Raw genomic sequence first — 25,461 nt, forward strand, 5'->3', positions numbered from 1 at the left:
TCCGCGTTGCGGACTCCACAAGCGCCGCGTTGCGGCGCTTGGAAGGCTCCCCGCGTTGCGGGGAGCAGGGCCCGCGTTGCGGGCCCGCTGGCAGCCAAGAGGGGTGCTGGGGTGGGTTGTTCGAGGAGGCTTCCCATGTTGGAAGCGAACCCGAAAACCAATCTGACGATCCGTCAGAACTATCTGACGAACCGTCAGGATCGAGTGTCGAACAACCGGACGAAGCGTCCGCCACAGTCCCCATCATGACACACTCGCGCGCCTTGACGCCACTCCGGAGCTTAGACAACACTGTCCATACGAATCCCAGGAAATCAGGACCACCCCCGGCGCCGGATCGGGGTCCGGGGCCGGCTCGCATCGGACCCGCGACACCGGCCCACCCCGCCCTTCCACACACCATCTGACCAGCACGAACCCCGGCCGCCGACGTGCGCCAGGAGCAGCCGGCCGAGGCCCGGCGCGGCACCCCCGAGGCCCGCTCGACTCCACGCCCCGGGCCCCTCGCCGCACCACACAACCGATACACCCGGTCGCACTATGAATTCGGGAATCGAATCCAGAAACCACGGAGAAACCGCGTGGAACTCATATCGGAACCACGGAACTTCCACTCGACATTACGGATCCGGACGACGGGACCCACGAAAATGACAACCACGCTTTTCCCTCATCAGCGCGAGGCCGTTCAAAACGTCACGCGGGAATTCGCTTCTCCGCCGGCCGACATGGCGGACCTGCGCGCGGGTGACGGCCCGTGGGCCGGCCTGCGAACGCAGGTCGTGGCAGCCACCGGCACCGGGAAAACGCGCATCGCGGCCGTCTGCGCGGCTCGTCTGGCGCCTCACGGCCGGGTCCTGGTCCTGGTGCCCACCCTCGACCTGCTGACGCAGACGGTGGCCGCGTGGCGCGGCGCCGGGCGCACCGGGCCGATGGTCGCGGTGTGCTCCCTGCGAGGCGATCCCGGACTGGACGCGGCCGGCGTCAGGTGCACCACCAGCACGCCCCAGTACGCCCTCTGGACGGGCCAGGAGCGGCACGTCACCGTGTTCGGGACCTACGCCTCACTTCGGGTCCTGCTGAGGGCTCAGCCGGGCGTGTACGGCCTCCGGCCGCCCCTCGCGTTCGACCTCGTGATCGTGGACGAGGCGCACCGCACCTCCGGGGCGCTCGGGAAATCCTGGGCGGCGATCCACGACAACAGGCGCTTGCCGGCCCTGCGGCGGCTGTACCTGACGGCCACCCCGCGCATCTGGGAACCGCCGGTCGGCAGCGCCTACGACGCGTTGGCCACCGATCCGCCCGTGCCCGAACTCGACCCCATGGACCCCGATCCCGACCTGGACGAGTGGGACGGATGGGAGGAGGACGACTTCGTCCCGGACGACGGGGACGAGGCGACGGAGGAGCCGCGGACGGCGTACCAGCCGTTGCCGGTCGGCTACGCGGCATCCATGGATGACGTGCGCCTGTTCGGCAGGGTTTGCTTCTCCCTACCCCTCGGGGCGGCGGTCGGCCGGGGGCTGGTTGCGCCGTTTCGCATCGTGGTGGCCGAGATCACCGACCCGGAGGTGCAGGCCGCGGCCCGCGCGGCGGGCCGGCCGCTGAACCGGCTGTCGACGCGCCCGCAGGACGTCGAGGCGTTCCGGGGCGCGCGGATGGCCGCGTTGCAGGCCGGGATGCTGCGCCTCGCGTGGGAGCACGACCTGCGCCGGATCCTGACGTTCCATCACCGCACGATCGAGGCGTGCGCGTTCGCCGAGGGCCTGCCCGAGGCGTTCGAGCGGCTGCGCGCCGGCGCGCCGGGCGCCTACCCGGGCGGCATCGCGGCGGATTGGCTGTCGGGTGAGCACGAACCGATGCACCGGCGGCAGGTACTGGGACGGTTCGGGGCCGGTGTGGACGCCGACGGCGTGCCCGTGACCAGGGCATTCGTCTCCAACTGTCGGGTTTTGGGGGAGGGGGTGGACGTGCCCGAAATCGACACCACCGCCCTCCTGGACCCCAAGGGTTCGGTGGTGGAGATCGTCCAGGCGGTCGGGCGTTCGATCCGCCCCTCGGCCCGAGGCGACAAGATCGCAACGATCGTGGTCCCCATTTTTCTCGCGCCCGGCGAATCCCGGGACGACATGCTGGTGTCCCCGTCGTGGCGACCGCTCCAGCGTGTGCTCCTGGCCCTGCGGGCCCACGACGCGGACATCTGTGACGTGCTGGCCGTGCCGCAGGTCGACGGCAGGGCCCAGGGGGAGCCGGCCGGCGAACCGCTCCGGGAGGACCGGGAGGACGGGGCGCAGGGCGATGGCGACGCGGAACGGCGGCCGATCCTGCGATTCTCGACGCAACGGGATCCGGTGGAGATTTCGCGTTTCGTGGACCTTCGCGTGGTCGACCCGCAATCCCGGAATTGGCTGCGCGGATTCGTCGCCTCCGAACGATACCTGCGCGCCCACGGCAACCTCGCCGTTCCCATTGATGCCGTTGACATCGATCATCACGGAATCAAATTCCCGCTCGGCCGCTGGATTTCGGAAATGCGCGCCGAATACGCGAAAGGCCACCTTGAGCGGGAACAGATTTCACGTCTGGAATCGCTCGGGATGGTGTGGTCGGTGCACGATCAGGCGTGGGAGGACGGGTTGGCCATAGCGCGTGAGTACGCGCGTCGACACGGCACGCTCGCGGCGCCGGCCGATGCCGTGGTCGACGGCTACCCGATCGGGACGTGGCTGTCGAACCGCCGGGCGCAGGACCGGCGGGGCGAGTTGTCGGCCGGGCGCGGCGCGGCGTTGGACGCTCTGGTGGAGGGTGAGGCGTGGCATCCGCCGCATTGGCCGGTGGCGTGGCAGCGGCACGTCACGTACGCGGCCGAGTATCTGGCCGAACTCGGCGGCGGGGCCCGGCTGGACGATGTGGGCCTGGACGTGGTGCACCGCGGTACGGGGATCGGGCGGTGGGTGGCTCGGCAGCGGTCGGGGTGGGACGGGCTGAACGCGGCGCAGCGTGAGCGGCTGCTCGCGTTGGGGCTGACGGCGCCCGCGTTGGTCGACACCGCGGCCGAGGCCGGGGCGGCGGTGCCGGTGCCGGGCGGGCCTCGGCCGAAGCGCACGCGCGAGCAGGCGTGGGCGATCGCGATGGGCGCGGCGGCGGCCTACCGGGCCCGGGTGGGGCACCTGGAGGTGCCGCGCGGGCACGTCGAGTCGGTGGTGGCGTTCGACGGGTGGCCCGAGGATGTACGGCTCGGGGTGTGGGTGACGACGACCAGGAGCAGGCGGGCGAAGCTGCCTGCCGAGCGGATCGCCGCGTTGGACGTGTTGGGGATGCGCTGGACGTAGGGCGGGGCCGGGCCGCCGGCGGGATGGATTGGGGTTACTCACGATGAACCCCATATACAGGCTGCGCGCCGACGGGGGTGCACATCCGCCGCCGACCGGCCCGGACGCGGTCGCGGCCCCGTCGTTTCTCGGCGCGACGGGGCAGGCGACGGGGCAGGCGACGCCCGGTACGACGGGCCATCGGTCGAGGCGGTTCGGCGTCACCGCGGGGCGGGTCGGTCGTTGGGGGTGGTGTGGTGGTCCGGCGTCTCCCCGTCGCCGTCGTCACCCGCCGGTCGGCCCATCCCCCGAGGCCGCCGGGCATGGGCGCGTCGGTGCCGGCCGTGTGTGGCCGGCGCCGATCGCGTGCCCGTGCGGGCTGATCTTCGTCAGTCCAGGTCGGCGGAGGCCAGGGACACCGCGAGCGTGATGTGGGGGACCGCGCCCAGGCAGGACTCGGCCGCCGTGCTCGGGTCCGGGGCGGTGCGCGCCCCCTGTAGCGCCAGGAGACCGGTCACCACCGCCGCGTCGACCGCCTCGTCGAGGATCTCGTCCACGGCGAACTCGCCGCCCGCCGTCAACGCGCGCACCAGCTCGACCGCGTCCTGCGGATCGATCCGCCAGCGGGCGGCGACCTCGGCACCGACGCTCACCACGTCCATCGCCGCGGCCTGCTCCACCGTCGGCAGCGGCACGCCGTCCCGCCCGGGCGGATCACCCTGCTCCACGAACTCCCGGGCCTGCGCCACGGCGCAGCGCGCCGCATACGTCCGCCGGGCCTGCGCCCGCTCCCATGCCACGGCGGCCGGCCACCGGGCGGTGTCCTCGGTACGGGCCCGGTCCAGCAGGACCGCGGCGGCGAGACCGACCTGGACGCACGGCAAAACGCTCACCTCGACTGCCTCTTGGTCGGGTGGGGCGGCGGCGATGGGTTGGTACACCGCGCCGGCCGCCTCGGCGCAGGCCCCGATCAACGCGGTCAACGCGGCGATCAGTCGGGCGTGGCGGCGACGCCGGGCTGGCAGGTCCACGCGGTCGTCCGATGCGGCGGTCACCTCCGCACTATGCCGCGCGGCGCTCGCCGGTGCTGTCCGTTCTCGTGAGCGGTGCCGAAACGGGGGATTCCTGTCGGGGCCGGGCGGCCGGGCCGGTGGTTTGCTCGAACGGGCCCGGGGGTGTCGGCGGTCGGGTGAGGATGTGGGATCCGTCTACTGCGAGGGGGCCGGCGTGGCCGAGCACATCGAGGACCAGGAGCACGACGAGACGCCGGGTGGTGGGAGGCGGTGTCCGTTGGGTGCGCGGTCGGCGCACGCCTGCGACGGGCCCACCGACGACGCGGGCGAACTGTTGCTGGGGTGGGTGGCCGCGTGCGGCGGCGCCGAGGACTCCGCGCTCGGGTGCGCGGTGCATCTGGGTGAGGTGTTGGTGGTGTGGGATCCGGGGGAGTGGCACGGCATCTCGTCGCACGGGTCGAGCGAGGACACGGCGGCGGTGGCGCGGGCGGCCGAGCGGGTCGCGGCCGAGGTTGCCGGCGGGCGGTGGATCGTGGCCGGCCCGGACGACGACACCGGGGTGCCCCGGCCGGCCGCGCGGGACGAACTGGTGCGTGCGGTACGCGCGGCGCGTGGGGACGACCCGAACCGCTAGCCGGGCGGATCGGGGCTGTTCCGCATCGGCCATCGGGCCCGGGTGCGCGGAGGGTGCTCGGGCCGGTGGTATCGGGGCGCGGGCGTGGGCGGTGTTCGAGCGGGACGGCCCGGCCGAGGGGTCGCCCAGGGAAGAAGTCCGCATCCGCCCCCGGCTGTTCGGGGGTTGTGACCAGGGGAAACGATCCCGGGCGGCCGGACGCGTAGGCAACACGTAGGGCAATACGTACGGCAATACGGTGGGCAACACGTACGGCAATACGTATGGCAACACGGTAGGCAACCCCGGTTCGGGGCCGCCGGTTTCAAAAATCGCCCCCCGTTCGAGGCGGCCGGGCCGGCCATCGTTCACCCGCGAGTGCGCGTTCGACCAGGACCACGGCGCGCCGCGCGCCCGGCCGGCCCGGATCAATGGGTGAGGCTGTCGAGCCAGAGGGCGAGTGTGTGGGCGACGTCGCCGGCGTCGCGGGTCTGTTCGTGCAGCGGCAGCGGCACCCGGGCGAGTTCCCAGTACGAGGCGTCGGCGGGCGGGCCCGGCTCCGCCGCCCAGGCCGCTTCGATGTCGGTGAGCGCGGCGGCGTTGCCGCCGAGGCGGCAGGCGCCGGCGCATTCGACCAGCGCGGTCTCGATCGCCTCGGCGCCGGTGCCGGGCGGCAGCGCGGCGGCCACCGCCCGCATCCTTTGGGCCAGCGCGTCGAGTCGGTGCGCGTCTCGCAGCCACATCGGGCGCGGCCCGGCGGGCACGGCCGGGAGGTCGGTTTCGGTGGCGGGGCAGTGGGCGTCGACGTGCGCGGCCAGCACCCGATCCGTCGGTGTCGCGGCCCGGCCGGCCCGCCGCTTCCGCGCTCGGGTGATCGCCCGGCGGGCGGTGGCGTGTGCCGTGGGCCAATCACCCGTGGTCCAGCCGGGCATCGAGCGCAGCTCGCGCGTCCGGTAGGCGACGGTGCGCGGCGGCAGGGTCGCGTGGGGCGTGGCGAGATCGGCGGCGGTGTGCGCGTCCAGCAGTGCGGGCAGGCGGGTCAGGCTGCCTTGGGTCGGGGCGTACTCGGGTCGCACGTGCGCGGGCAGCGCCTCGGCGAGCAGGCGGCCGGCGTGCCCGGGGGGCCATATCCAGTAGCCGATGGTGTCGCCCACGAGCAGATCGTCCACCGCGACACCGTGATCCCGCGCCGCGCAGGCCAGCACCAGCGCGACCGCGGTGCGGTCGCGGGCCCGGTCCAGCTCGGCCCCGGGGCGTTCGTACACGATCCGCAGCCACGCTTGGGCGTCGATGCCCAGGGTGTGCTCCTGGTGCCACGCGACCAGGTCGCGCGCGTGGTGCATTGCGCGGTCCCACCGTGCCCGGTCCATGTCCCGCCCCGTGGTGTCCACCGGCCCACGCTACCGACCGACACGGTCACAACCGAGGTTCCCACCGGCCCCCGCCGAGGGCGTCCTCGACCAGGCGCACCGCGCGGTCGGTCGCGGCGGCCCGCGCACCCTCGTACTCGTACATGCGCAGCGTGCTCTCCAGATCCGCGTCCGGGAGGGTACGGCCGGTCTCGGCGCGGGCGGTGCCGTACCCGTGCCGGGCCGCGGCCAACGCCGCGCACACGTGCTGTCGGGCCATCCGGGCCAGGATCAACGGGTACTTGCGCAGGACGTCGTGGCGGGCGGACACCCCGAGGCCACCCCGGCGGCGCGACACCGGCCCGACCCCGGGGCCTCGGCGCGGCGGCGGGACCGGTGTCGGCGGGCGTGCGCCCGGACCGGGCCGGCTGTTCCCGTGCCGGGGTGTCCGGGTCGCCATTGTCGTACATGCATTCGATTATGGTCGTTGGGCCGGAATCGCGTATTCCGATGCTTGTGACCCGGCTACGTGTTCTGCCGGAGCAGGCCGGGCGGCCCGCAGTATCGTGCCCGCATGTTCGTTGCTGCCATCTCCCCCCGATCTACGGGGAAAACGACCGCTATAGCCTGGTTGCTCCATGCTCTCCATGAACGCGGGTATCCCGTAACCGGGTACGACGCCGATGAGTCCGAGCAGTTGACCCGGTGGCACGAGGGGCGGGTGAGCGGTAGCTATCCCTTCGAGGTCCACACGATGGCAACGTCCCGGTTTCACGAGCAGGCGCCGAAGGTGCTGCCGCCGGGGCACATCGGCGCGGTCGACGTGGGCCACCTGGAAAACCATGCCTCGATCGGGTGGAGTGTCCTGCGAGTAGCGGACCTTGCGATCGTGGCCTGTGCTCCCACCGCGTCGGATGTCGAGCGGCTGGATGAACTCCCCATGGACCATTTCATCCAACAGATCGCGCCGAAGCGTCCGGACCGATCGGCCCCTCCGACGTGGGTGTTGCTGATGCGCGCGCAGCCGAACACCCGGGCACCGCAGGAGTATCGAGCCTCGCTCCAGGAGTCGGGCTGGAACGTATTCAGCACGGTGATCCCCGCTATCCAGTTGTACGCGGGAACGGGCGACGGGGTTCCGGTCCGGGCGGCCGGCACCCATTTCGATGAGTTGGTGACCGAGATGGAGAGCCGGGGGTTGATCGGCCGATGACGAAACGGCTGGATGCAGCGGAGGTTCGGCGTCGGCGACTCGAACGGCGCGGCCAACAAACGGCTGCGGCGGGCGGGGCCGGCACCGACGAGATCGCCGAGGCCCCGGGGACCGCCGTTGCCGTTGTGGCGCAGCGCACCGCGGATGCGGTGGTGATCGCGCAGGGTCGGCCGCAACCGATGCTGTCGGTGGCGGAGTTGCCCGAGGCGATCGACTCGCCCGACGCGGACGGGCCACTGAGTGTGGATGAGGCGGAGCGGTGGGAGCTGTGTCGGCGGTCGTTCGAGCAGTTCGCGCAGGCGTGGTGGGTGATGGCGACCGCGATGGATGTTGCGTTGCGGGGGCGGTTGTGGCGGCGGGACTACGCCACGGCCGAGGCGTTCATCCGGGATGTCGCGGGCATGTCGACGTCGAACGCGTACCGGCAGATCGCGGGGGCGCGGGTTGCTGCGATCCTGGCGCGGCCGGGGCCGCTCGAACTCCTCGCACACCCGGCATTCGAACAAGGTTCGAACACTTTGTCCCGCGCGCGGGACTCGGGTCCCGCAACGGTTCCGGAGGGGTTGACCATCAGTCAGCGGGCGGCCGAGGCGCTGACGCCGATCCGGGCCGACTACGACGACGAGACGGCGGCGGTCGTCTATCGTGCCGTGGCCGAGGCGACGGGGCGGGACAGCGTGCCGGGCACGGTGATCGCGAGGATCGTCCGGCAGTTGCCCCGGCGTGCCGATGAGGACCTGGACCACGATGCGCTGTGCGAGCTGGCTCGGATACTCGTAGTCGGCTCTCCGCGTTCCCCCGACGATGATCCCGTGCGGAGGTTCGCCGAACACGTCGATGCCGCACGCGATTTCGCGGCGTCGACACGAGGCATGCCCGCCGCCTATCGCGCGGCCGTGGCTGCGGATCCGGCGGTGGCCGAGCGTCTGGCCGCTCGGCTGAAGGGTCATCTCACCCGCGCCGCGAAAAACTTCCCGGACGCGTGACCGGGCCGAACCGCTGTTGTTCGAACGCGATTCGAACGGCGAGTCCCGCGCGCGGGACTCGGGCCCCGCAAGGGGTCCGGCGGTGTCGGCGGTCTACGGCGGGCCCTGGACGCGGACCACGGAGATCACGCGGACCTCTGCGCCCGACACCCAATAGACGGTGATGCACCCGCCGAGGAGAACCTCGCGGTAGTCACGGCCGCGCAGGGCGATCGATCCTCGGCCGTAGGGATCGGCCGCGAGCGTGTTGACGTCGGCCTCGAACGCGCGTCGTGTCGGCCTCGATAGGGCCGCGACGTTGCTCTGCGCCTCGTCGCTGTATTGGACGCGGTACGTCACGTCGCCGGACCCGAAACGTCGTCGGCCGCGTCCAGGGCGTCGAAGTCGATGGGCCCGAAGCGGGAGTGGTCGCCGGCGCGCAACTGGTCGACCAGGGCGTCATCCTCGGCGATCGCCTCGGGCGGCAGGCCCCACCGTGCCGCGACGAGGGGTACCTCGGTGAGGGGCGCCTCGGCGATCGCGCGGTCGAAGTCGGCGCGCCGGTCCTCGGGCAGTGCGGCGCGGATGCCGCCGATGGTGCCGGGCAGGTCCACGAACCGCCCGCCGATGCGGGTGCGCAGCACGTGGTCGGTGCGGGTGTCCATGTCTCTCCCTGGGGTCGGGTGCCGGTCCCAGTGTGCTCCGGGGCGGCGGCGCGCGGCAGGGCGCACCGGGAGCGAACCGGGTCCGGAAATGAAAAACGGCCGGCCACCGCGGGTTCGCGGTGGCCGGCCGTTGTCGGTCAGGGGGTGGTCGTGAGGGTGTCCGGGGCGGGTGTCCCGACGGCGGTGGCGAGGATGTCCGCGTGGTCGAACGCGAGCCGCACCGGCAGGTCGGCCATGGGCCACCACCGGGCGTTGCGGGCGTCGTCGGCCGCGGTGGCGGTGGTGCCGTCGGGGACAACGACGCGATACGCGACGGTGACGTATCGGCCGCGGGGGTCGCGGCCGGGCGCGTGGAACGCGCCGATCTCGACCAGGTCGGCGGGGTCGACGATCACCCCGGTTTCCTCGGCGAGTTCGCGGGCCGCGGCCGTACGGGCCGTCTCCCCGACGTCGATGTGGCCGCCGGGCAGGGCCCAGTGGCCGGCGTACGGGTCCCAGCCGCGCTCGATCAGCAGCACGCGCCCGGTCGGGGTGGTGGCGACGACGTCGGCGGTGAGGCGGATCGTCTCGGGGATGTCGGTGTGAATGTCGGCGACCAGGCCGTCGCGCACGACCAGTGTGGTGCCGCACGTGGCGCAGGTGTGTTCGCGGTCGTCGCGGTCGACGTCGGGCCCGGTGGTCATGTCCTGGTCGCAGCAGACGGGGATGTCGCGCGGGTCGTACTCGTCGCCGGGGGTGAGTTCGAGGCCGTAGCCGGTCGTGGGCGTGTGCATGTCGTCTCCGATTCGGGTCGTGGTGGCGGCCGGGTCGGTCGCCCTCCGCGGCCCCGGGATGCGCGGGTCCGGGGCCGTGGGGAGCGGTCGGGCGTGCCGGCGGCCACCGGCCCCCCGGGGGGGGTGGGGTCGGTGGCCGCGTGGGTCGGTCGTGCGTGGGTGGGTGGTCAGGCCCGGGTCCCGTCCGAGGGGTGCGGGCGCAGGCGGTGGTGGGCGCTGGGGTGGGTGTGGATCGGGTCGTCCGCGCAGTCCCGGGCCCATGTCTGGTGGGTCCAGCAGGTGACCCGGTCGTCGCCGTGCATGCCGGCGTCCTCGCGCGCGTTGTCGCGCTCGATCGCGGCGGCGAGTTCGCGGTGGGTGGCCTTGTCGGGCATCGAAGTTCCTCTCGGTGGTGGACGGGGCGGCCGGTTCGGCCGCCCCGCGTGGTCGGTCAGGGTCGGCGGGCGGGCGGGCAGGCCGGGTGCAGGGGCCGGCCCCGGGGGGATCGGGCGCGGGTGTACGCCCGGCAGGCGTCGCAGGGCATGTCGGCGGGGGCGGTCATCCACCCGGTGGGCGGGGGCGGGCAGGTGTGGGCGTGCCACGCGTCGACGGCGGCGCGCACGTCGTCGACGTGGCGGACCGCGATCGGGCGGCGGGGGCCGGCGCCGCATTCGTTGCACAGCCACGACACCGTCCCGTTGTCGAGTCGGTCCCGGGGTGTGGTGATGCGCATCGACCCGCGCTCCCACGTGGTGGGGACGACGTAGGTCGTCACCTCGCGCCGCCGAGGGCGACGAGGGAGCCGGTGTCGTGGGCGACCCCGGCGGGGGTGCCGTATCGGGGCGGGGCGTGCTCGGGGGTCAGCGACCGGATCCGGTCGGGCGCGGTGTCGGAGGTGATCCACAGATCGCCCCGGCCGTCGCGCCAGACGGTGCGGGCCCCGATGATCGGGCGCGGCGCGTCCGACGGGGCCGTGCGCAGCGCGCGCAACCGCGCGTAGCCCTCGGCGGAGGTGTGCCCGTCCCACTGGGCGAGGGGGTGTCCGGGGCCGACCCGGCGCACGTGCGCGAGCAGGTCCAGGTCGTCGCGGTGGATGTGTCGGGTGATGGATCCGGCGGCGGTGTGGATGTGGACGATGGCGTACGCGGGCAGGTCGGGCGCGGGGTTCACGAGCACGGCCGGCCAGCGGGCGGCCAGCTCGGCGACCAACTCGGCGCGCTCCCGGTAGACGGGCCGCAGCGCGGTCTCGATCGCGTCCGGGTCGGCGGCGGCGTCGGCGTCGGCGGCGGGGGCGGGGGCGGGGGCGGGTGGACGGTGCTGGGTCGTGACGGTCACGATGGTCTCCATCTGCCCCCGAGAGGGGGCGGGTTGGCCCCGGACGGCCGGACTCGTTTGGTCGCGGTGACCGGTCGTCCGGGGCGGCATCAGGTGTGGGTGTGGTCGTCCTCGGGCGCCTGGTGCTGCTCGTGCTCCCGGTCCTCCCGGGCCTGGTCGGCGTCGACGCAGGCGAGGCAGATGCCGTAGCGGCGGGGGATGCAGTAGCCGGTGTCGAGCAGGCAGGCCGGGCAGGTGCGGCGGGCGCGCATGGCCGCTTCGAGGGCCCGTTCGCGGCCCGGGGTCATCGGTCGGACCGGTCGGGCGAGGGTGACGTCGTACAGGTAGGCCACCCGTAGGCCCCCGTACCACCTGATCTCGGCGACCGGTTCCCGCACGGCCGGGCGCAGCCCCTCGGCGCGGAGTTGTCGGCGGGTGCGCAGGTGTCGGGGCGCGTGGCGGTAGGCGTAGACCTCGGTCACCGGGCGCCGCCGGTGTCGGTGTCGGTGTCGGTGTCGGTGAACAGGTACACGGCTACCGGCCGAGGCCGAGGTTGTTGGGGCGCGGCGCGCGGCAGGTGCGCGCGTGGCCCTCGGCCCACGTGCGGGCGGCGTCCGAGACGCGCTCCCGCTCGGCCCGGGTGTCGCGTCCCTGGGTGTCCCAGGTCCGGCCGGTGCCGCAGCCGGTGCAGTCGCCGTTGACGACCAGCCACCCGAAATCGCTGCTGGGCGCGAGGTTGACGCTGCACCCGCCGGTGGTGGCGTGGCCGGTCTGTGCGGTGAGGATCGACATGGTGTGTGCTCCTGGGTCGTCGGGTCGGGTCGCTCGTGCGCCCGCGGCCCCGGCCGGGCCCGGGTGGGGGTCCGGCCGGGACCGTGGTCACACGACCGTGGTCGACGCGGTGATCAGGGCGGTAATCGCGAGCACACCCAACGCGGCCCGGATGAGGGCGTATTTGCCGGTGGTGATCCGGCCGAGGCGTTCGTACTCGGCGGCGAGTGCGCGCGGCGTTTCCCGTTCGGCGATCCGGCGCAGCGCCGTGTCGGGGTCGGCGGCCGGGCGCGGCCACCCGCCGGTGCGGGGGAGCAGGACCGCGACCAGGAGCACGGCGGCCACCCCGAGGCCGGCCCCGGCCACCAGGGCGGCGGCGGGCGGCAGTTGCGGCAGGGTCGGGGTGGTCACCCCGATCACCGCGAGCAGCAGGCCGGTTTTGGTGTCGGCGGCGCGGTGGCCGGCGATGCGGTCGTCGATCCTGCGATGCAGCGCGGCCACCAGGGTCGCGTGGTCCGGGGCGGTGGCGGTCCCGGTGTCGTCGGTGGCGGTCACCGGGTGCCGTCCTCGGTCGCCTCGGCCGCCGTTTCGGCGTGCTCGGGGTCGGTGGGGTGCGCGCGGGTGCCGATCAGGACGCCGAGCATGTACACGGCCACGACGGCGGCGGTCAGCGGCCACGGGCCCGCGTCGGCCACGCGGTCGCCGCCGAGGGCGGCGGCGGTGGCGACGACCACGGTCCCGCTGTGGACGGCGTGCGGGGTGCTCAGGGCCCGGTGGGCCAGTGCGGCCGGTGTCGTGGCGTGTCGGCGGGTGGGGTGGGGGTCGGTCACGGTGTGCTCCTGGTCGTCGTCGGGTCGGGTCGTTCGTGCGCCCGCGGCCCCGGCCGGGACTGCGGTCGCGCGGACTACTCGTCGTCCGGGGTCGGCGTCGGGGTGGTCGCGAGTTGCCACACGCCTCGGGAGACCGGCTCGACAGCGCCCGTGTCGCGCAGCCCGGTGAGGGCGTTGCTGACGCTGGTGGGCGTGGCGTCCAGGGCATCCCGCAGGGTTTTGACGGCCATCGGGCCGTCCTTGAGGAGCGCGAGGATGCGGTCTTGGAGGGTGGCCGGGCGGGCGGTGGTGCGGCGGGACTCCGAAGCGCGCGACCCGCGCGGCGCGTTGCCGGACCCCTCGTTCGGGTCGGCGTCGTCGCCGGTCTCGCCGGCGAGCAGGGCCTCGGCCCAGGGCAGCGCCTCGGCGTAGGCGGCCCGGAAGATGTCGTGTTCTTCCGGGGTGAGGGTGGGAATCGGCGCGGATTCGTACAGTGCGATCAGGCCGGGGAAGGTCTTGTTCTTCTTGTCCGCGCGGAAGGTGCGCATGAGGAAGACGGCGCCGCCCTGGATGTACCAGGACATGCCGGCCGTGACGGGTCCGGTCGGTTCCTCTTCGCCGTTGAACGCGGCGTCGATACCGTTGCCCGCGCGGAAGAAGCGGGGGATGGGCGCGATGCTCACACCGTGCGGGATGACCCCGTCCGTGGCCATGTGCTGGGTCGTGCTGGAGTTGGTCCGGCCGAGGCTGACCGTGCCGTTCTTGGCGTTCGCTCTGATCTTGTCCTTGTCTCCGAGGTCCTCGAGATGGATGCTCTGCGCCGCGAATCGCAGTCCCATTCCGAACTTCCGTCCGGTGGACTGGAATTTGGCGATCAGGCCGGTCACGGCGGTTTTGAAGTCATTGGGGACGTCGCTGTCCGCGGCCAGGATCAGGTTGACCTCGTCCAACGTGATGTTGGCGAGCGGCCACGGGTCGTTGAGTTCGAACCCGCCCCATCCGTGTTCGGCGCTGATCCTCTGCCGGTGGCGGGCCACCTCGTACGCCGCTTCCAGCGTGGCGAGTACCGCGGCGACCCCCGAACCGAAGTGGTAGGTCCGCCCGTTGGCCTCGGGCAGGCTCATGCCGTCCTGCGCATCGGCCACGATGCTGACCACGCCGGAAATCCGCTCTCCGGCGAGGATCGTGTTCAGGCTGACGGATTTGCCCGCGCCCGGGGCACCGACGAACAGATCGGTGATCGCCCCCAGTGTGCGGTCGTACAGCGGGACGTGTGCGGGTCGTCCGTCGTGGCGCAGTCCGATGCGGATCCGGCCTTCCTCGTCCATCGTCAGGTCTTCGCGCGTGGCCTCACGCACGTGCATCAGCGGGTGTTCCCGGTAGATGGACACCACGGCGTCGCCGAGTCGGTCCGTCTCCAGCATGAGCAGGTCGGGGTCGTCCATGCCGAGCGCGCGGGCGATCGGCAGTTGGGGGAGGTTGATCAATTTGCTGTCGTCGGACCGGACCCGGATCACGATCCGGTCGGCGTCGACGCGGTGGTCGATCAGGTGCATTCCGGGGGCTGCGCCGCCCGGGTCGGACACGCGTGCGCGCCACAGGCCGGGCAGGTCGCTCGGTCCGACCGCGCCGCGCAGGGTCGGCGCGACGGTCAGGGCCATGCGGCCGGGGCCGGATCCGGGGATCGTGGACACGGTCACCGTGCCCTCGGGCAGGTCGAACACGGCGGCCAACGCGGTGACGGTGAGATTGGGAACCGGGCGTCCGGCCTCGGCCACGATCGTCGCGTCGAAGTCCGGGCGGTCCGGCTCGAACTGCCGGATGCCGATCAACCGGGTTCCCGGTGCGAGGTTCGCGGCCTCCCACATGGCGGCCAGCGCCTCGGGATAGGTGTACGCCGGGTGTGCTTCGACGGCCGGGGTGTTCGAGGGGTCGGCGGCGTCGGGGATCGCGATCACGTCGGCGGACCGGGTGATCGGGGTGGTCCACCCCATCAGCGCACCCCACGTCGCGGGCAGGAGCAGTTCCCACCACGCGACGCCGGGCGCGGCGGCCGAGGCGGCGTACAGGGCGGACCCGGTCAGCACCGGCAGGGCCCGCTGGCAGGTGCGCAGCAGACCGTGATGGTCGTCGGATCCGGCCCGGTGCCACAGCCACGCGCCGGTCGCGCCGACCGCGCCGAACGCGCCGAACGCGCCGAACATCGCGTCGGTGGCGGTGCCGGTGGCCGTCTGCGGGCCGATGGTCAGCCCGACCGTGCCGGCCACGTACACGATCCGTTCGGCGGTCATCCGCCGCCGGATCGTGCGCATCGGCACGTAGCGTTCCGCGTCGGTGTCGCTGCTCCTGGTGGCGGTCTTGGTGGTGGTGCTCACCTGGGTTCCTCCCCGGTACGGGCGAGGACCCGCACCCCGGGCGGGGTGCGGGTCCTCGATGGACGAACGGATCGATCGACGGGTCAGCGGACGCGGTAGAACCCCGCCTTGGCCTGTCGGCTGCTGGTGGCCTGGACGGCCTCGTACACGCCCCGGTACTCCATGTCGTGCGCCCGCCGGGCGACCACCGCCGCCATCTGGAGCGCCTCGGCCGTGGCCGCCAGCGCGAGCGCGGTGTCGGCCACCCCGGACAGCGCGACCGACACGTCGCCGATCTGGCCGATGTGGCGGGGGTCCACCTCGGCGGCGGCGCACATCTCGCCGGTGGTGACGGACAGATCCGCCGTCCGGCGCATCCGCCGGGCCAGCGCGCCCAGCTGCTCCTGCAACCGCGCGGAGGCGGTGGCCAGGAGCGAGAACTGCTCCTGCAACGCGGGGAATCCCGCGTCGTCGGCGCGGACCATCCGGCCCGTCTCGATCGGAACGAGATCACTGCTCACGGGTGCCTCCTAGGCGGTGTTGTGGGTGCGGGCGGACGGCGCGGCGAGTCCCGCGTCGAGGTAGGCGGTCTGTACCGGCCGGTGCTGGTCCTGCATCTCGCGGTCGGCCGCCTCGGCGAGTTCGGCCGCCGCGAGCGCCCGCGTCGCGAGACAGCCGGCCTGCCCGACCATCACCTGTGCCTGCTCGATCAGCGCGACCAACGCGGACTGCGTCCGAGTACCGGCCACGTTGTGCGCGCCCGCGAGTCGGGCCCGCAACTCGTCGAGCCGACCCGCCAGCGCCGCGCAGGAGCGGGCCAGCACCGCGGCGTCCTCGTAGGACGTCATCGACCGATCCATCACCATCTCCAGCACGCGGAGCACGTCGTCGAGGGTGATCTCCGTTTCGTGCTCGGCGTCCATCACCGCCGCCGCGCCGCCGTGGTGCCGGGCCACCGCGTCCGTGTCCGTGTCCGCCATGGGTGCCTCCTGGGTGTGGGGTTGGGCCCCGGGCGTGTCGCCCGGGGCCGGCTGCTCCGCGGTGACGGGATCCGTGGGCGCGGCCACGGCGGCGGCCATACCGGCGGACTCCCACGGGCTGCGCCGCTGTTGCCGCGGTACCGCGTCGGCGGGCGGCGGGCCCGCCGCCGGGCCGGTGTCCACGACGGTCGCGGTCGTGGTCCGCCGCATCCGGCGGCGCAGGATCCGGCGGACCACCGCGGCCTCGGCCGCACGGCGCAGGACCGCGCGGGCACGAGCGCGGTGCTTTCCCGCCGTCCCGGCCGGGCCGGTCGGGTCGGCCCGCCGCTCGGCCCTGGAGAGCACCGGCGTCGCGGGCTGTTTCCGGCGCTCGGCGAGACGGCGGCGCAGGCGCCGGGCGGACTCGGCCCGCAGTGCGCCGCGCAGGGTGGTGGGGTCGTTCCACCCGGCCTTGCTCTTGTCCTTCTTGCCCTTGTGTTTCTTGCCCTTGCCGCCCTTGTCCTTCTTGGTCTTGGACAGTGCGGGCGTGATGCCTGCCTTGCGGCGTTGCTTGAGGCGGCGGTGCAGGCGCCGGGCCGATTCCGCCCGCAGCGCGCCGCGCAGCGTGGTGGGGTCCGAACCGGCCTTGCCGGTCTTGCTCGCCTTGCTCGCCTTGCCGGCCTTGCTCGCCTTGCCGGTCTTGCCGACCTTGCTCGCCTTGCCACCGACCTTGCTCGCCTTGCCGGCCTTGCTCGCCTTGCCCGCAGCGGGGCCGGCACCGGACCGGCCACCGCCCGACCCGGACTTGCCCGACCCGGACTTCTCGCCGCCGGTGCCGCCGCCCGATCCGCCGGTGCGCCGCCCACCCGAGGTCCCACCGGACGCGCCGCCGCTGCGCCGCCCACCGGTGCCGCCGCCCGACCCGCGCCCACCGCCCGTACCGCCGGACCCACCACCGCGACTCCCAGCGGACCCACCACCGCCGGATCCGCTGCTGCGCCGCCCGCCGCCGGTGCCACCGGCCGATCCGCCGCCCCGCCCGCCCGATGTGCCACCGCCCGACCCGCCGCTGCGCCGCCCGCCGGACGTCCCGCCCGAGCCGCGCCCGCCCGATGTACCGGTGCCGGACCCGCCGCCGCGCCGCCCGCCGCCGGTGCCACCGGCCGATCCGCCGCCGCGCCCGCCCGAGGTCCCACCGGATCCGCTCCCGGATCCGTTTCCTTTCCTGTTCTTCTTGCCGTCTTCGGCCCTGCGTTCCTGCACCGACGTGGCGACGGCGTGGATACCGCGCAGCGTCGCGACCGAGGCGGCCAGTACCGCAGCGGCGGACAGCGCCCCGAGCGCCGGGGCCGCGCCGGGCGGATCCCCGTCGGCCTCGGTGGGATGCTCCCCGACCGGACCGGCCGGGTCGGCGTCCTGGGCCGGGGCCGCGAACGGCGCCGCCTCGGCCTCGGTGTCGGTGTTCAGCGCGGCCACCGTGTCCAACGGGGACGCCCGCCGAACGTGGCCCGCCGCCGGGCCCTCGGCCGCGTCCTCGGCGTCCTCGGCCGGGGCGGCGAACGGGGGTGTGGTGGGGGCCGGATCGGTGCTCGCATCCGCCGGGGGATCCCCGCCCGCCCCCGGACCGGCGTAGCCGATCCGGGGAAAGTCGATCACCCGCCCACCGGCGCCGCCGGTGTCTTCCGGGCCGTCGTCGGCCATTTTTCCTACCTCCATGGAGTTGACACAGGGTGACCGGACCGGGCACCCTCGCGCGTGCGCACGCGGGTACGCGATGGGACCCCGGATCCGGGGTCCCGAGCGGTGATGAAGAAGAAGAACTCGTCACTGTCCGTGCTCACGGAAGAAGGTGTGCAGGCACTCTGCGAGCGCCTCCCACACCTCGTCCCGACCGTCCCGCTCCGCCTGGACGGCGAGCGAGCGACACGCGTTCTGCCACACCGTCGCCCGCTCCTCCGCGCTGTCCGCCCCCGCCAGTCGGTCGTTCCAGAACTTCGCCCGGTTGGCGACCGTCCGCGTCCGGCGGCGCCTCACCGCTGCCCCCGCTTCGGGAAGAAGTCGGCGACGGACGGCACCGGCGCGGGCGCCGCGCCGTCGTCCGGCACCACGAACAGGTGCGGCTCGGCGTCCAGGTGCTGCCGGGCCCGGGATCCCTCGGCGTGCATCGCCCGGGCCGACTGTCCGAGCGACCCGGCCACGACCGACCCGGCCGCCCGCCGTCTGTCCAGGCGCCGGTCCTGCCGCACCGCCCGCCGTTGGTCCCGCCGGGCCTGCTCGACCTCCCGGCGCTGCGGCACGTCCAGGACGTGATGCACGTAGGTGGTGTACAGGGCCTCGGACCGGGCGGCGGCCCGCGCGGACTGCCGCTCCATCACGCGGAGATGGCGGTAGACCCGCCGCGCCCGCAGCCGCGCCGCCCACAGGCCGTCACCCTCGATCGGGGTCTGCTCCAGACGGCGGCGGATGATGTCGGCAAGTTGCCCGTACTCGCGCGCGTCCTTCAGGTGCAGGTCACGGCGCTCCTGGGTGAACGCGCGCAGCCCCTGATCGGTGAACAGGTCGTTGATGTTCATGTGCTTCCTCGCTCGGGTCGATGCGTCGGTGTGGAGTTGCGGCGCGCGGCGCCTTCGCCCGCCCCCGGGACGCGGTGTGCGCCCCGGGGGCCGGCGGAAACGTCGGCGTATGTGCTGGTCAGTCCCGGTCGCGCTCGGCGTCGCGGACGTCCCTCGTCGTGCTGCTGGTGCTGGTCAGTCGTCGGCGTTCGTTTGACGTTCGCGGAGCGCCTTCATGCGGCCGGAGACCCACGCGATAGACCAGCCGGTGCGGCGCGCGAGTTCGCGAACGCCCACACCGTCGGCGGCTCCCGCAGCGATCGCGGCCAGTGCCTCGTGCTCGGGGATCCTGTCCGCCGTCACCGCCGGGGAGTCGGCGGTGTCGACGTCCGCGTCGAGGTCGCGCGCACATCCCACGCACAGACGGTCGAGATCCACGCCGGGCCGGTATCCACCGGCCAGCAGTTCGGCGGCATCGGCGCGGTAGCCGGACGCGGTCGACGACGACACGTCGAACCGCCGGATGATCGTCTCCAGCGTGATCGCCGTGACGTCACCGGCCGCCCCCTCCAGGGCCATGCGGGCCAGCTTGCGAACGGCCCTCTCGCGTGGGGTTTGGCGCGCGTCCTCCTCCAAGGCGATCGTGAGGTGTTCCAGCGCGGCGGTCCGCCGCCGGGCGGCGGCCGTCGCCTCGTTCGCCTCGGCGACCGCCCGGCGGTCCTCGGCCGCCCGCCGAGTGTCGATCCCCGTCGCGGGCCGGGCGGTGTCCGCGTAGGCGAACAACGCGGTGATGGCCTCACGGGCGCGGGCCTCGTCGTCGGTCAGCGCGAAAATCAAAGCCGTGACGTCGGCGAGCCTGGTCATGTGCGTTCCTCCGTGGTCGGTGTGGGTCAAGCGGCCTCGGGATCGGGGTCGAGATCGACACCGGCGTCCGCCAGACGTTCGCGGGCGGTTTTGATCGCCTCGACCGCCCGGTAATGACTAACTCCCAACTCCGTCCGCGCGACTCGGGCGCTGACCGCTCCCCCACGTGCGAGAAGCAACCGCTCGGCGTCCGCGATCAGTTCGGCGTCGGTGCGCTCGACACGACCGCCGGTTTTGGCGGCGGTCCCGCGACCGGTTCCGGCGGCGGTTTTGGCGGTGGTTCGGCGACCGGTTCCGACAGCGGCCACCGGCGCGGTTCCGACCCGGCGACCCGCAGCGGTTTCAGGGGTGGTTTCCGGCACCACCCCGGGGCGGTTCGCGGGGGCGGTTCCAGTGCGGTTCACAGGGGCGGTTCCACGGTGGTTCCCGTGCAGGTCAGCGCCCGTTTGCGCCGGCATCGAAACCGGCACCGGCACCGGCGGCCCGACCGGCGTCGAAACCGGCTCCTCGGAACCGGCGTCGTGCTCGGGCCCGTGCATCAGTTGGTGTACCCGCCAGAGCACGATCGGGGCCAACGCCGAAACCACCACTGTGACCACGATCCGGACCCACGGTTCCGGGTGCGGCGGCAACAGGTGAGCGATGGCGTTGGTGGCGATCATCACCGAAACCGCCCGGAGCACCTCGCGCCGCGTGCGGATCGCAGCGACCACGTAGGTGTCGATGCACACCGGCGCCGCCGCCGCGAACGCCCCGAAACCGAGGGCCTGGTACAGGTGGTACTCGCCGGACGCGGTGAGCACGATCCCCGCCGCCACCGCCGCCCACGTCAACACCAACGTCAACACCGACCGGCGCTTCTCCTGCTTCGCGAGATGCGCCGCGAGCGCCTCCCGCTCGGCCCGCGCCCACGCCCGGTCCGCCTCGGCCGCGCCCCGGTCCGCCTCGGCCGCGCGCCGCACCTCGCGTACCTGCGCCTCGGCCCGTTCCATCACGGCCAGCACGTCCGCCTCGGCGCCGCGCCGCGCCTCGGCCACCAGCCGCTCGGCGTCGGCCTCGGCGGCCTCCCGCACCCGCGCCAGCGACTCGGCCTGACGCTCGGCCCGCTCGGCGCGTTCGCGCTCCGCCTCCCTCACCGACGCCTCGGCCCGCTCGGCCGCCGCCCGAGCCTCGGCCTCCTGCTCCCGGGCCCGCTCGCGCAACTGCTCGGCGTACGTGGTGGCGTCTGAGCGCATCCGCTCGGCCGCCGCCGCCGCGTCGTCCACCGTGCGCTCGGCGACCGTGCGCGCGTCGGCCACCTGCCGCTCGGCCAACTCCCGGGCCCGCGTCGACGCGTCCCGCACCGCGGTTGCCTCCCGCTCGGCTTCGGCCTCGATCCGATCGGCCACCCGCCGCGCCGCCGAGCAACGCGCCTCGGCGTCCTCCGCGCGTCCGCGCGCGTCGGCCACCAGGCGCTCGGCCTCACGCGTCGCCATCGTGACCATCTCGCGCGCCTGGACCCGGGCGGCCTCGGCGACGCGCGCGGCGTCGGCGTCGGCCTGGACCACGATGTCGTCGGCGCGCCGTCGGGCGTCGGTGACGATCCGGTCGGCCTCGGCGCCCGCCGCCTCGGTGGCCCCGGCCGCGGCGAGCAGTCGCTCGCGTGCGGCCCGGCCGGCCTCGGCCAGCTCGGTGCCGGCCAGGTCCCGCGCGTCGGCGAGCACGGTGTCCGCGTCGCGGGCGGCGTCGGCGAGCAGCCGCCCGGCGCGATCGTGCGCCAGGTCGACCACGTCGGCCGCGCGGTCCCGCGCGTCGGCGAGCAACCGCACGACGTCCGGGGTCGGGGTCGGGGTCGGGGTCGGCGGGGTGGGGTCGCGGTCCGGCGGGTGCGTGCCGCTCGGCCGCGTGGCCGGCACCCGAGCGGACCGAGCGGTGGTGGTGCTCTTCTTCGTTGCGGTCGTGCTCGCGCGACGGGCAGCCACGGCGCGTCCTCTCTATATAGGGGAGAACACGACGGCAGCCACCCCGCCCGGGGTGGCTGCCGTCGCAGACGATCAGGTACGTGGTGCCGTCACGCGGTCCGGTCGAGCGCGTCCGCCGCCCACTCCGGGGCGGACACGATCAGCAGCGTGGTGTCCATGCCGGGCGTGGCGCCGGGGAGCACGGTGTCCATGAGCGCGCGGGCGCGGGCCGCGATGTGCGGGGCGATGTCGAGCAGGGACCGCGCCCGGCCGGACGTCGCACCGGGGATGCCGTCGTACAGGTCGACGGGGATCCCGATGAGCCGGTCGAGGCGGGCGGCCATGTCGGCCCGCGCGGTGTCGGGGATCGGAACGGGGTCGGGCATGCTGTTCAACACGGTGTCTCCTCACGTGGGTTGTGTGGGGTTGCCGAGCGGCGGGCCGGTGGTCGAATCACCGGGCCCGCCGTGTTCGTGTCCGGTTGCCCGATCCGCCGCGCCCCCGGTCGAGACCGAGGGGCGCGGCGGATCGGGCAACCGCCGGCCCCTCGCGGGGCCGGCGTGCGTGTGGTGTCAGTGGTGCCGCTCCGGATTTCCGGGGCGGGTGTCGGGCGGACGGGACGGGCCCGGCCGGGACGGGCCGCCGGGACGCGGCGGCCGATCGGTGGGCCTACGCGGCATCGCGTCGGCGGGCGCGGTTGCGACGGCGTGAGGCGACGCTCTTCAGCCCACCCCGCTGCCCCGTCGTCTTCCCACCCCAGATACCGCTGCGCTGGTTCGTCTCCATGGCCCAGATCAGGCACAAGCGGGCCACCGGGCACTCCCGGCACACTGCCTGTGCCGCCTTCACCTGGAGCACATCCGACGATTCCGACGTCGGGAAGAACAGGTCCGGGTCGGCGTCGCGGCAGGCACCCGACCGCTTCCAGGCCGTACCCACGCTGGATACCGGCGCCGACAACGCACCCGTCAGCCGCACTTTGCCGGCCATCACCGACCACCCGCCCGCTGCTGCGTCTCGGCCAACCGCCGCGCCGCATCCTCGGCCGCCGCAGCCGCCTCGGCCTGCCGCGCCAACGCGGCAGCCCACGCGACCAGCGCCCGCTCCCGCTCCGCCTCGGCGCTCACCGCCCGGCCGCCTTCCGCGCCTCACGCGCCCGACGCAGGTACTCGTCCATCTGCCGCTGCTCCGCCTCGGCGGGCGTCAGCCCCAATACGATGTGCATGCAGGGTCCTTTCAACGGTGTTCCTGCGCGCGGCTCCGGGACTAGACCTCCCGGGGCCGCACCTGTTTGTCCGGCTGTCCAACAGCCGTGTGGGCCGGCACCCCTATGGGGGTGCCGGCCCACACCGTTGTTGGCGTACCGGACTGGTCTCGCATGTCTGTGACCTGGAAGTCGTGCTGCATCCGCTGTCGAAGCGGTTCTCCGGCGCCCGGGATGTGACCCCCATCTGCGTAGGCCCCGGGCCCAGGTGTCCCGGCTCGCCTCCTGTACCAGTCCAGGTGACTCGTTGAGTTGTTCCGCTGCATCCGTGGCATCCCACGGGCTCTGAGGACAGGCATCAGCCGGTCCATACTGATCATCTAGACCGTATGCATTGACTGGACAATGCCTGTTGCAGCGATGTTGACACTCGGAGTGACGCACGTCAAGAGATCATCCGGATGATTCTCATTGACTGGACAATGGGTTGGGTGGGGGGTACACATGAGCCATGAAGCCCACGACACCGATCTACCAGCGCGTGGCGGACGACCTCCGCGCACGTATCGCGGACGGCACTCTGCCGCCCGGCGGCAAGCTCCCCACCGAGGCAGAGCTGAGGGAAACGTACGGAACGAGTTCGCGTTCGACAGTGCGTCAGGGGCTAGCACTGCTAATCAACGAGGGGCTAATCGTTGCGCGCAGACCACAGGGATATTTCGTCCGCGAAATGCGCCCGAAGGTCTACCGACCTCAACAGGATTTCCGCCGAAAGCCGCCTGAAGTTGATATCTACACTCACCTCATCGCGTCCGAAGATGGGCGAAAGCCGAGTCAAGAAATCGAAGTATCGATCGTACAGCCCTCCACTGTAGTCAAAAAGCGGCTGGGCTTGACTGACAATCAATTCGTTGCCACTCGGCGACGAACACGATTCCTGGATCGCGAAGCGTACGATCTGAACGACTCATATGTCCCCCTGAGTCTCGTCCAGAATAGCGATTGGATGATTCCTGGAGACGTTCCCAGAGGGACGAATACCGTGCTCGCAGAATTGGGCAAAGAAATCATGGGAGCACTCGATGAGATCTATATTCGAATGCCTACCCCTGAAGAGGTTCGACGGCTTCAGCTTGGCCCGGGTACCCCCGTTGCCGAACATATTGCCACCACCTACACCGCAGATGACGACCCCGTACAGGTCACAATCAATATTGTTCCGGGCGACCGGAACGTAATCGTGTACGAACGAATCAAAAACCCTGAGGACTTCGAAGCCCGCCCGCGTTATCCCTGGGGTACCGAGAAGTGATCATCACACGAGCCATGCCAGCAGACGTGACCCGACTGATTCAATTTCGGACTGAAAGCGCCGCGTGGCTTTCCTCGCAGGGCATAGATCAGTGGTCCAAACCTTTCCCTGCTGAACATATCTTGACCTCAATAAAAGCGGGCGAAGTTTTCCTAATCAAACCCTCAAGTTCTAGCGATGCATGCGCCACAATCACTCTGGATCGTGATGCAGATAATCGGTTGTGGACTGATGAAGAGCAAAGCGAACCTGCTCTATACGTGCACAAGCTAAGTGTCGACCGGGCATTTTCCGGTATCGGCCTCGGTGCACGCATCCTCGAATGGGCTGGAGATCAGGCCGCGCAGCAAGGTGCAAAATGGCTTCGGCTCGATGCATGGACCACAAATCCTCGCCTGCACACCTATTACCTGAAGCAAGGGTTTCGGCATATCCGCACATCGCCGGACCCCGCCGTTGTCTCAGGGTGGGCAGCCCAACGTCTAGCCCTACGATCCAACGGCCACGGCCTACGTCGTGACTATAAGTAACGATGCGATACGGTCGCACGAACTAAAACGGCCGGCCCCATAGGGAGCCGGCCGAGTGGGCTAGGCGCGCCAACGCCGTCGCCCGAAGCGTGATCCAACTGCCAAGTCCGGGTCACGTCCGCTGCTCCGAGGATACCTACCGCCACCGTCCCGGCGACAGGTACCCGATCGAGGGTCGGCGTGGCGTACCCCGGGTGCACGTCCCGAGAGGACACCCCGAGTACATGTCCAACATCCCGCAACAAGGCGGCCCCACCGAAGACGACGGCGACGAGCTGTTGTTCGAGGGGGTGAATCTGCCGGCGAAGTGGTCCCGCACGCAGGTCCGTGACTGGTCCCTGTTGCACCCCCGGGTGCCACACACCTCGATGCGCCTGTATCTGGTCGTGCGGTCGATGATCATCGAGAACGACAAGCGAGGGGGGGCCGGTCTCCGGCCCCTGACCTACGACCAGTTGTGCTGGCTGTTGCCGGGCGTCAACGGCAAGCCGACGTCGCTGACCACGGTCAAGGACGCGCTGCGGGTCCTGGACGCCGAGGGGCTGATGACCAACCCGGACGATCGCCGAATCGTCACCTCGACCGGGCGCGGCAAGGTCCAGGTCCTGCGCCGGTTCCAGGTCCACGATTTCCCGCGCGACGACTACCGGGGGTGGCGCAACGCCTGGGACAAGTTGGCCGCGTACCGGCCGGACTGGCGTGAGAATCCGCCCGAGCCGCCGCCGCTCCCGCCCGTTCCCGTGGGCTACCGACGCCCCGGAGTAGTTCCGTCGCTCGAAACCGCAGGTCAGGGGCCTGCGGCCGGTCCGGCGGCGCCCGACGCCGGAAATCCGGCACCGAACGACGGAACGTCGCCCAACGAGACCCCGGACGAAGTTCCGTCGCTCGAAACCGCAGGTCAGGGGCCTGCGGCCGGTCCGGCGGCGCCCGACGCCGGAAATCCGGCACCGAACGACGGAACGTCGCCCAAC

At 72.6% G+C, this 25,461-nt stretch carries 29 protein-coding genes and 1 pseudogene; 7 read left to right on the forward strand and 23 right to left on the reverse strand.

What is annotated here, in order from left to right; translation table 11 throughout:
• Positions 1 to 650 precede the first annotated feature (650 nt).
• Positions 651 to 3,332, forward strand: coding sequence for a Helicase associated domain protein (locus ACH4U8_RS45560; protein WP_395784589.1), 2,682 nt, complete (start codon positions 651 to 653; stop codon positions 3,330 to 3,332).
• 368 nt (positions 3,333 to 3,700) lie between these two features.
• On the opposite strand, the gene ACH4U8_RS45565 is transcribed toward ACH4U8_RS45560, so the two are convergent.
• Positions 3,701 to 4,366: a hypothetical protein gene (locus ACH4U8_RS45565; RefSeq protein WP_395784591.1), complete on the reverse strand. Its 666-nt coding sequence runs from the start codon at positions 4,364 to 4,366 to the stop codon at positions 3,701 to 3,703.
• A gap of 172 nt (positions 4,367 to 4,538) precedes the next feature.
• Here ACH4U8_RS45565 and ACH4U8_RS45570 point away from each other — a divergent pair, with 172 nt between their 5' ends.
• On the forward strand, positions 4,539 to 4,958 hold the full coding sequence (locus tag ACH4U8_RS45570) for a hypothetical protein (RefSeq protein WP_395784593.1): 420 nt from the start codon (positions 4,539 to 4,541) through the stop codon (positions 4,956 to 4,958).
• Positions 4,959 to 5,365: 407 nt separating this feature from the next.
• On the opposite strand, the gene ACH4U8_RS45575 is transcribed toward ACH4U8_RS45570, so the two are convergent.
• Positions 5,366 to 6,328, reverse strand: a complete 963-nt coding sequence (locus ACH4U8_RS45575; RefSeq protein ID WP_395784595.1) for a hypothetical protein — start codon at positions 6,326 to 6,328, stop codon at positions 5,366 to 5,368.
• Between the two features lie 25 nt (positions 6,329 to 6,353).
• Complete coding sequence (locus tag ACH4U8_RS45580) at positions 6,354 to 6,617, reverse strand: hypothetical protein (RefSeq protein ID WP_395784597.1); 264 nt, start codon at positions 6,615 to 6,617, stop codon at positions 6,354 to 6,356.
• Positions 6,618 to 6,860: 243 nt separating this feature from the next.
• Here ACH4U8_RS45580 and ACH4U8_RS45585 point away from each other — a divergent pair, with 243 nt between their 5' ends.
• Together ACH4U8_RS45585 and ACH4U8_RS45590 are read left to right on the forward strand one after the other, a co-directional pair.
• Positions 6,861 to 7,499, forward strand: a complete 639-nt coding sequence (locus ACH4U8_RS45585) for a plasmid partition protein (RefSeq protein ID WP_395784599.1) — start codon at positions 6,861 to 6,863, stop codon at positions 7,497 to 7,499.
• A 125-nt stretch (positions 7,500 to 7,624) separates the two neighbouring features.
• A complete protein-coding gene (locus tag ACH4U8_RS45590; protein ID WP_395784601.1) occupies positions 7,625 to 8,485 on the forward strand; it encodes a hypothetical protein in 861 nt (286 codons plus the stop codon).
• A gap of 93 nt (positions 8,486 to 8,578) precedes the next feature.
• On the opposite strand, the gene ACH4U8_RS45595 is transcribed toward ACH4U8_RS45590, so the two are convergent.
• The 20 genes from ACH4U8_RS45595 to ACH4U8_RS45690 form a co-directional block, all read right to left on the reverse strand.
• Entirely contained in the window at positions 8,579 to 8,824 is a 246-nt protein-coding gene (locus ACH4U8_RS45595; protein WP_395784603.1) for a type II toxin-antitoxin system RelE/ParE family toxin, read from the reverse strand.
• A complete protein-coding gene (locus ACH4U8_RS45600; protein WP_395784605.1) occupies positions 8,821 to 9,129 on the reverse strand; it encodes a hypothetical protein in 309 nt (102 codons plus the stop codon). The genes ACH4U8_RS45595 and ACH4U8_RS45600 overlap by 4 nt, the downstream gene beginning before the upstream one ends.
• Positions 9,130 to 9,266: 137 nt before the next feature.
• Positions 9,267 to 9,716 carry an NUDIX domain-containing protein gene (locus ACH4U8_RS45605; RefSeq protein WP_395784651.1) on the reverse strand — a complete coding sequence of 150 codons (450 nt, stop codon included), beginning with the start codon at positions 9,714 to 9,716 and terminating at the stop codon, positions 9,267 to 9,269.
• A 353-nt stretch (positions 9,717 to 10,069) separates the two neighbouring features.
• Positions 10,070 to 10,276, reverse strand: a complete 207-nt coding sequence (locus tag ACH4U8_RS45610) for a hypothetical protein (protein ID WP_395784607.1) — start codon at positions 10,274 to 10,276, stop codon at positions 10,070 to 10,072.
• Positions 10,277 to 10,332: 56 nt separating this feature from the next.
• Entirely contained in the window at positions 10,333 to 10,656 is a 324-nt protein-coding gene (locus ACH4U8_RS45615; RefSeq protein WP_395784609.1) for a hypothetical protein, read from the reverse strand.
• Positions 10,653 to 11,216, reverse strand: coding sequence for a hypothetical protein (locus ACH4U8_RS45620; protein ID WP_395784611.1), 564 nt, complete (start codon positions 11,214 to 11,216; stop codon positions 10,653 to 10,655). The genes ACH4U8_RS45615 and ACH4U8_RS45620 overlap by 4 nt, the downstream gene beginning before the upstream one ends.
• An 89-nt stretch (positions 11,217 to 11,305) precedes the next feature.
• Positions 11,306 to 11,677 carry an RRQRL motif-containing zinc-binding protein gene (locus ACH4U8_RS45625; protein WP_395784613.1) on the reverse strand — a complete coding sequence of 124 codons (372 nt, stop codon included), beginning with the start codon at positions 11,675 to 11,677 and terminating at the stop codon, positions 11,306 to 11,308.
• A 52-nt stretch (positions 11,678 to 11,729) separates the two neighbouring features.
• Complete coding sequence (locus ACH4U8_RS45630) at positions 11,730 to 11,987, reverse strand: hypothetical protein (protein ID WP_395784615.1); 258 nt, start codon at positions 11,985 to 11,987, stop codon at positions 11,730 to 11,732.
• Positions 11,988 to 12,074: 87 nt separating this feature from the next.
• Positions 12,075 to 12,521, reverse strand: coding sequence for a hypothetical protein (locus tag ACH4U8_RS45635; RefSeq protein WP_395784617.1), 447 nt, complete (start codon positions 12,519 to 12,521; stop codon positions 12,075 to 12,077).
• Positions 12,518 to 12,796, reverse strand: coding sequence for a hypothetical protein (locus tag ACH4U8_RS45640; protein WP_395784619.1), 279 nt, complete (start codon positions 12,794 to 12,796; stop codon positions 12,518 to 12,520). The genes ACH4U8_RS45635 and ACH4U8_RS45640 overlap by 4 nt, the downstream gene beginning before the upstream one ends.
• Positions 12,797 to 12,870: 74 nt before the next feature.
• Positions 12,871 to 15,150 carry a hypothetical protein gene (locus ACH4U8_RS45645; RefSeq protein ID WP_395784621.1) on the reverse strand — a complete coding sequence of 760 codons (2,280 nt, stop codon included), beginning with the start codon at positions 15,148 to 15,150 and terminating at the stop codon, positions 12,871 to 12,873.
• Positions 15,151 to 15,233: 83 nt separating this feature from the next.
• The gene (locus ACH4U8_RS45650; RefSeq protein ID WP_395784623.1) at positions 15,234 to 15,650 is read right to left on the reverse strand and encodes a conjugal transfer protein TraB; all 417 of its coding nucleotides are present in this window, start codon (positions 15,648 to 15,650) and stop codon (positions 15,234 to 15,236) included.
• A gap of 9 nt (positions 15,651 to 15,659) precedes the next feature.
• On the reverse strand, positions 15,660 to 17,789 hold the full coding sequence (locus ACH4U8_RS45655; RefSeq protein ID WP_395784625.1) for a hypothetical protein: 2,130 nt from the start codon (positions 17,787 to 17,789) through the stop codon (positions 15,660 to 15,662).
• Positions 17,790 to 17,912: 123 nt separating this feature from the next.
• The gene (locus ACH4U8_RS45660; RefSeq protein WP_395784627.1) at positions 17,913 to 18,122 is read right to left on the reverse strand and encodes a hypothetical protein; all 210 of its coding nucleotides are present in this window, start codon (positions 18,120 to 18,122) and stop codon (positions 17,913 to 17,915) included.
• Positions 18,119 to 18,661: a hypothetical protein gene (locus ACH4U8_RS45665; RefSeq protein WP_395784629.1), complete on the reverse strand. Its 543-nt coding sequence runs from the start codon at positions 18,659 to 18,661 to the stop codon at positions 18,119 to 18,121. The genes ACH4U8_RS45660 and ACH4U8_RS45665 overlap by 4 nt, the downstream gene beginning before the upstream one ends.
• A 174-nt stretch (positions 18,662 to 18,835) precedes the next feature.
• Positions 18,836 to 19,504 carry a hypothetical protein gene (locus ACH4U8_RS45670; RefSeq protein ID WP_395784631.1) on the reverse strand — a complete coding sequence of 223 codons (669 nt, stop codon included), beginning with the start codon at positions 19,502 to 19,504 and terminating at the stop codon, positions 18,836 to 18,838.
• 26 nt (positions 19,505 to 19,530) lie between these two features.
• Positions 19,531 to 21,465 carry a hypothetical protein gene (locus tag ACH4U8_RS45675; protein WP_395784633.1) on the reverse strand — a complete coding sequence of 645 codons (1,935 nt, stop codon included), beginning with the start codon at positions 21,463 to 21,465 and terminating at the stop codon, positions 19,531 to 19,533.
• An 89-nt stretch (positions 21,466 to 21,554) separates the two neighbouring features.
• A complete protein-coding gene (locus ACH4U8_RS45680; RefSeq protein ID WP_395784635.1) occupies positions 21,555 to 21,842 on the reverse strand; it encodes a hypothetical protein in 288 nt (95 codons plus the stop codon).
• 271 nt (positions 21,843 to 22,113) lie between these two features.
• Positions 22,114 to 22,434, reverse strand: a complete 321-nt coding sequence (locus ACH4U8_RS45685; protein ID WP_395784637.1) for a WhiB family transcriptional regulator — start codon at positions 22,432 to 22,434, stop codon at positions 22,114 to 22,116.
• A complete protein-coding gene (locus tag ACH4U8_RS45690; protein WP_395784639.1) occupies positions 22,434 to 22,571 on the reverse strand; it encodes a hypothetical protein in 138 nt (45 codons plus the stop codon). Before ACH4U8_RS45690 ends, ACH4U8_RS45685 begins: the two co-directional genes overlap by 1 nt.
• Positions 22,572 to 23,159: 588 nt before the next feature.
• Between ACH4U8_RS45690 and ACH4U8_RS45695 the strand changes: the two genes are divergently transcribed.
• The 3 genes and pseudogenes from ACH4U8_RS45695 to ACH4U8_RS45705 form a co-directional block, all read left to right on the forward strand.
• Positions 23,160 to 23,960, forward strand: coding sequence for a GntR family transcriptional regulator (locus ACH4U8_RS45695; RefSeq protein ID WP_395784641.1), 801 nt, complete (start codon positions 23,160 to 23,162; stop codon positions 23,958 to 23,960).
• A 14-nt stretch (positions 23,961 to 23,974) separates the two neighbouring features.
• Positions 23,975 to 24,490 carry a GNAT family N-acetyltransferase gene (locus ACH4U8_RS45700; protein WP_395784643.1) on the forward strand — a complete coding sequence of 172 codons (516 nt, stop codon included), beginning with the start codon at positions 23,975 to 23,977 and terminating at the stop codon, positions 24,488 to 24,490.
• Between the two features lie 224 nt (positions 24,491 to 24,714).
• Positions 24,715 to 25,461 (forward strand): annotated as a pseudogene (locus ACH4U8_RS45705) (hypothetical protein); the annotation flags it as partial.

The organism is Embleya sp. NPDC020886 (genome assembly GCF_044333915.1).
Classification (GTDB): Bacteria; Actinomycetota; Actinomycetes; order Streptomycetales; family Streptomycetaceae; genus Embleya.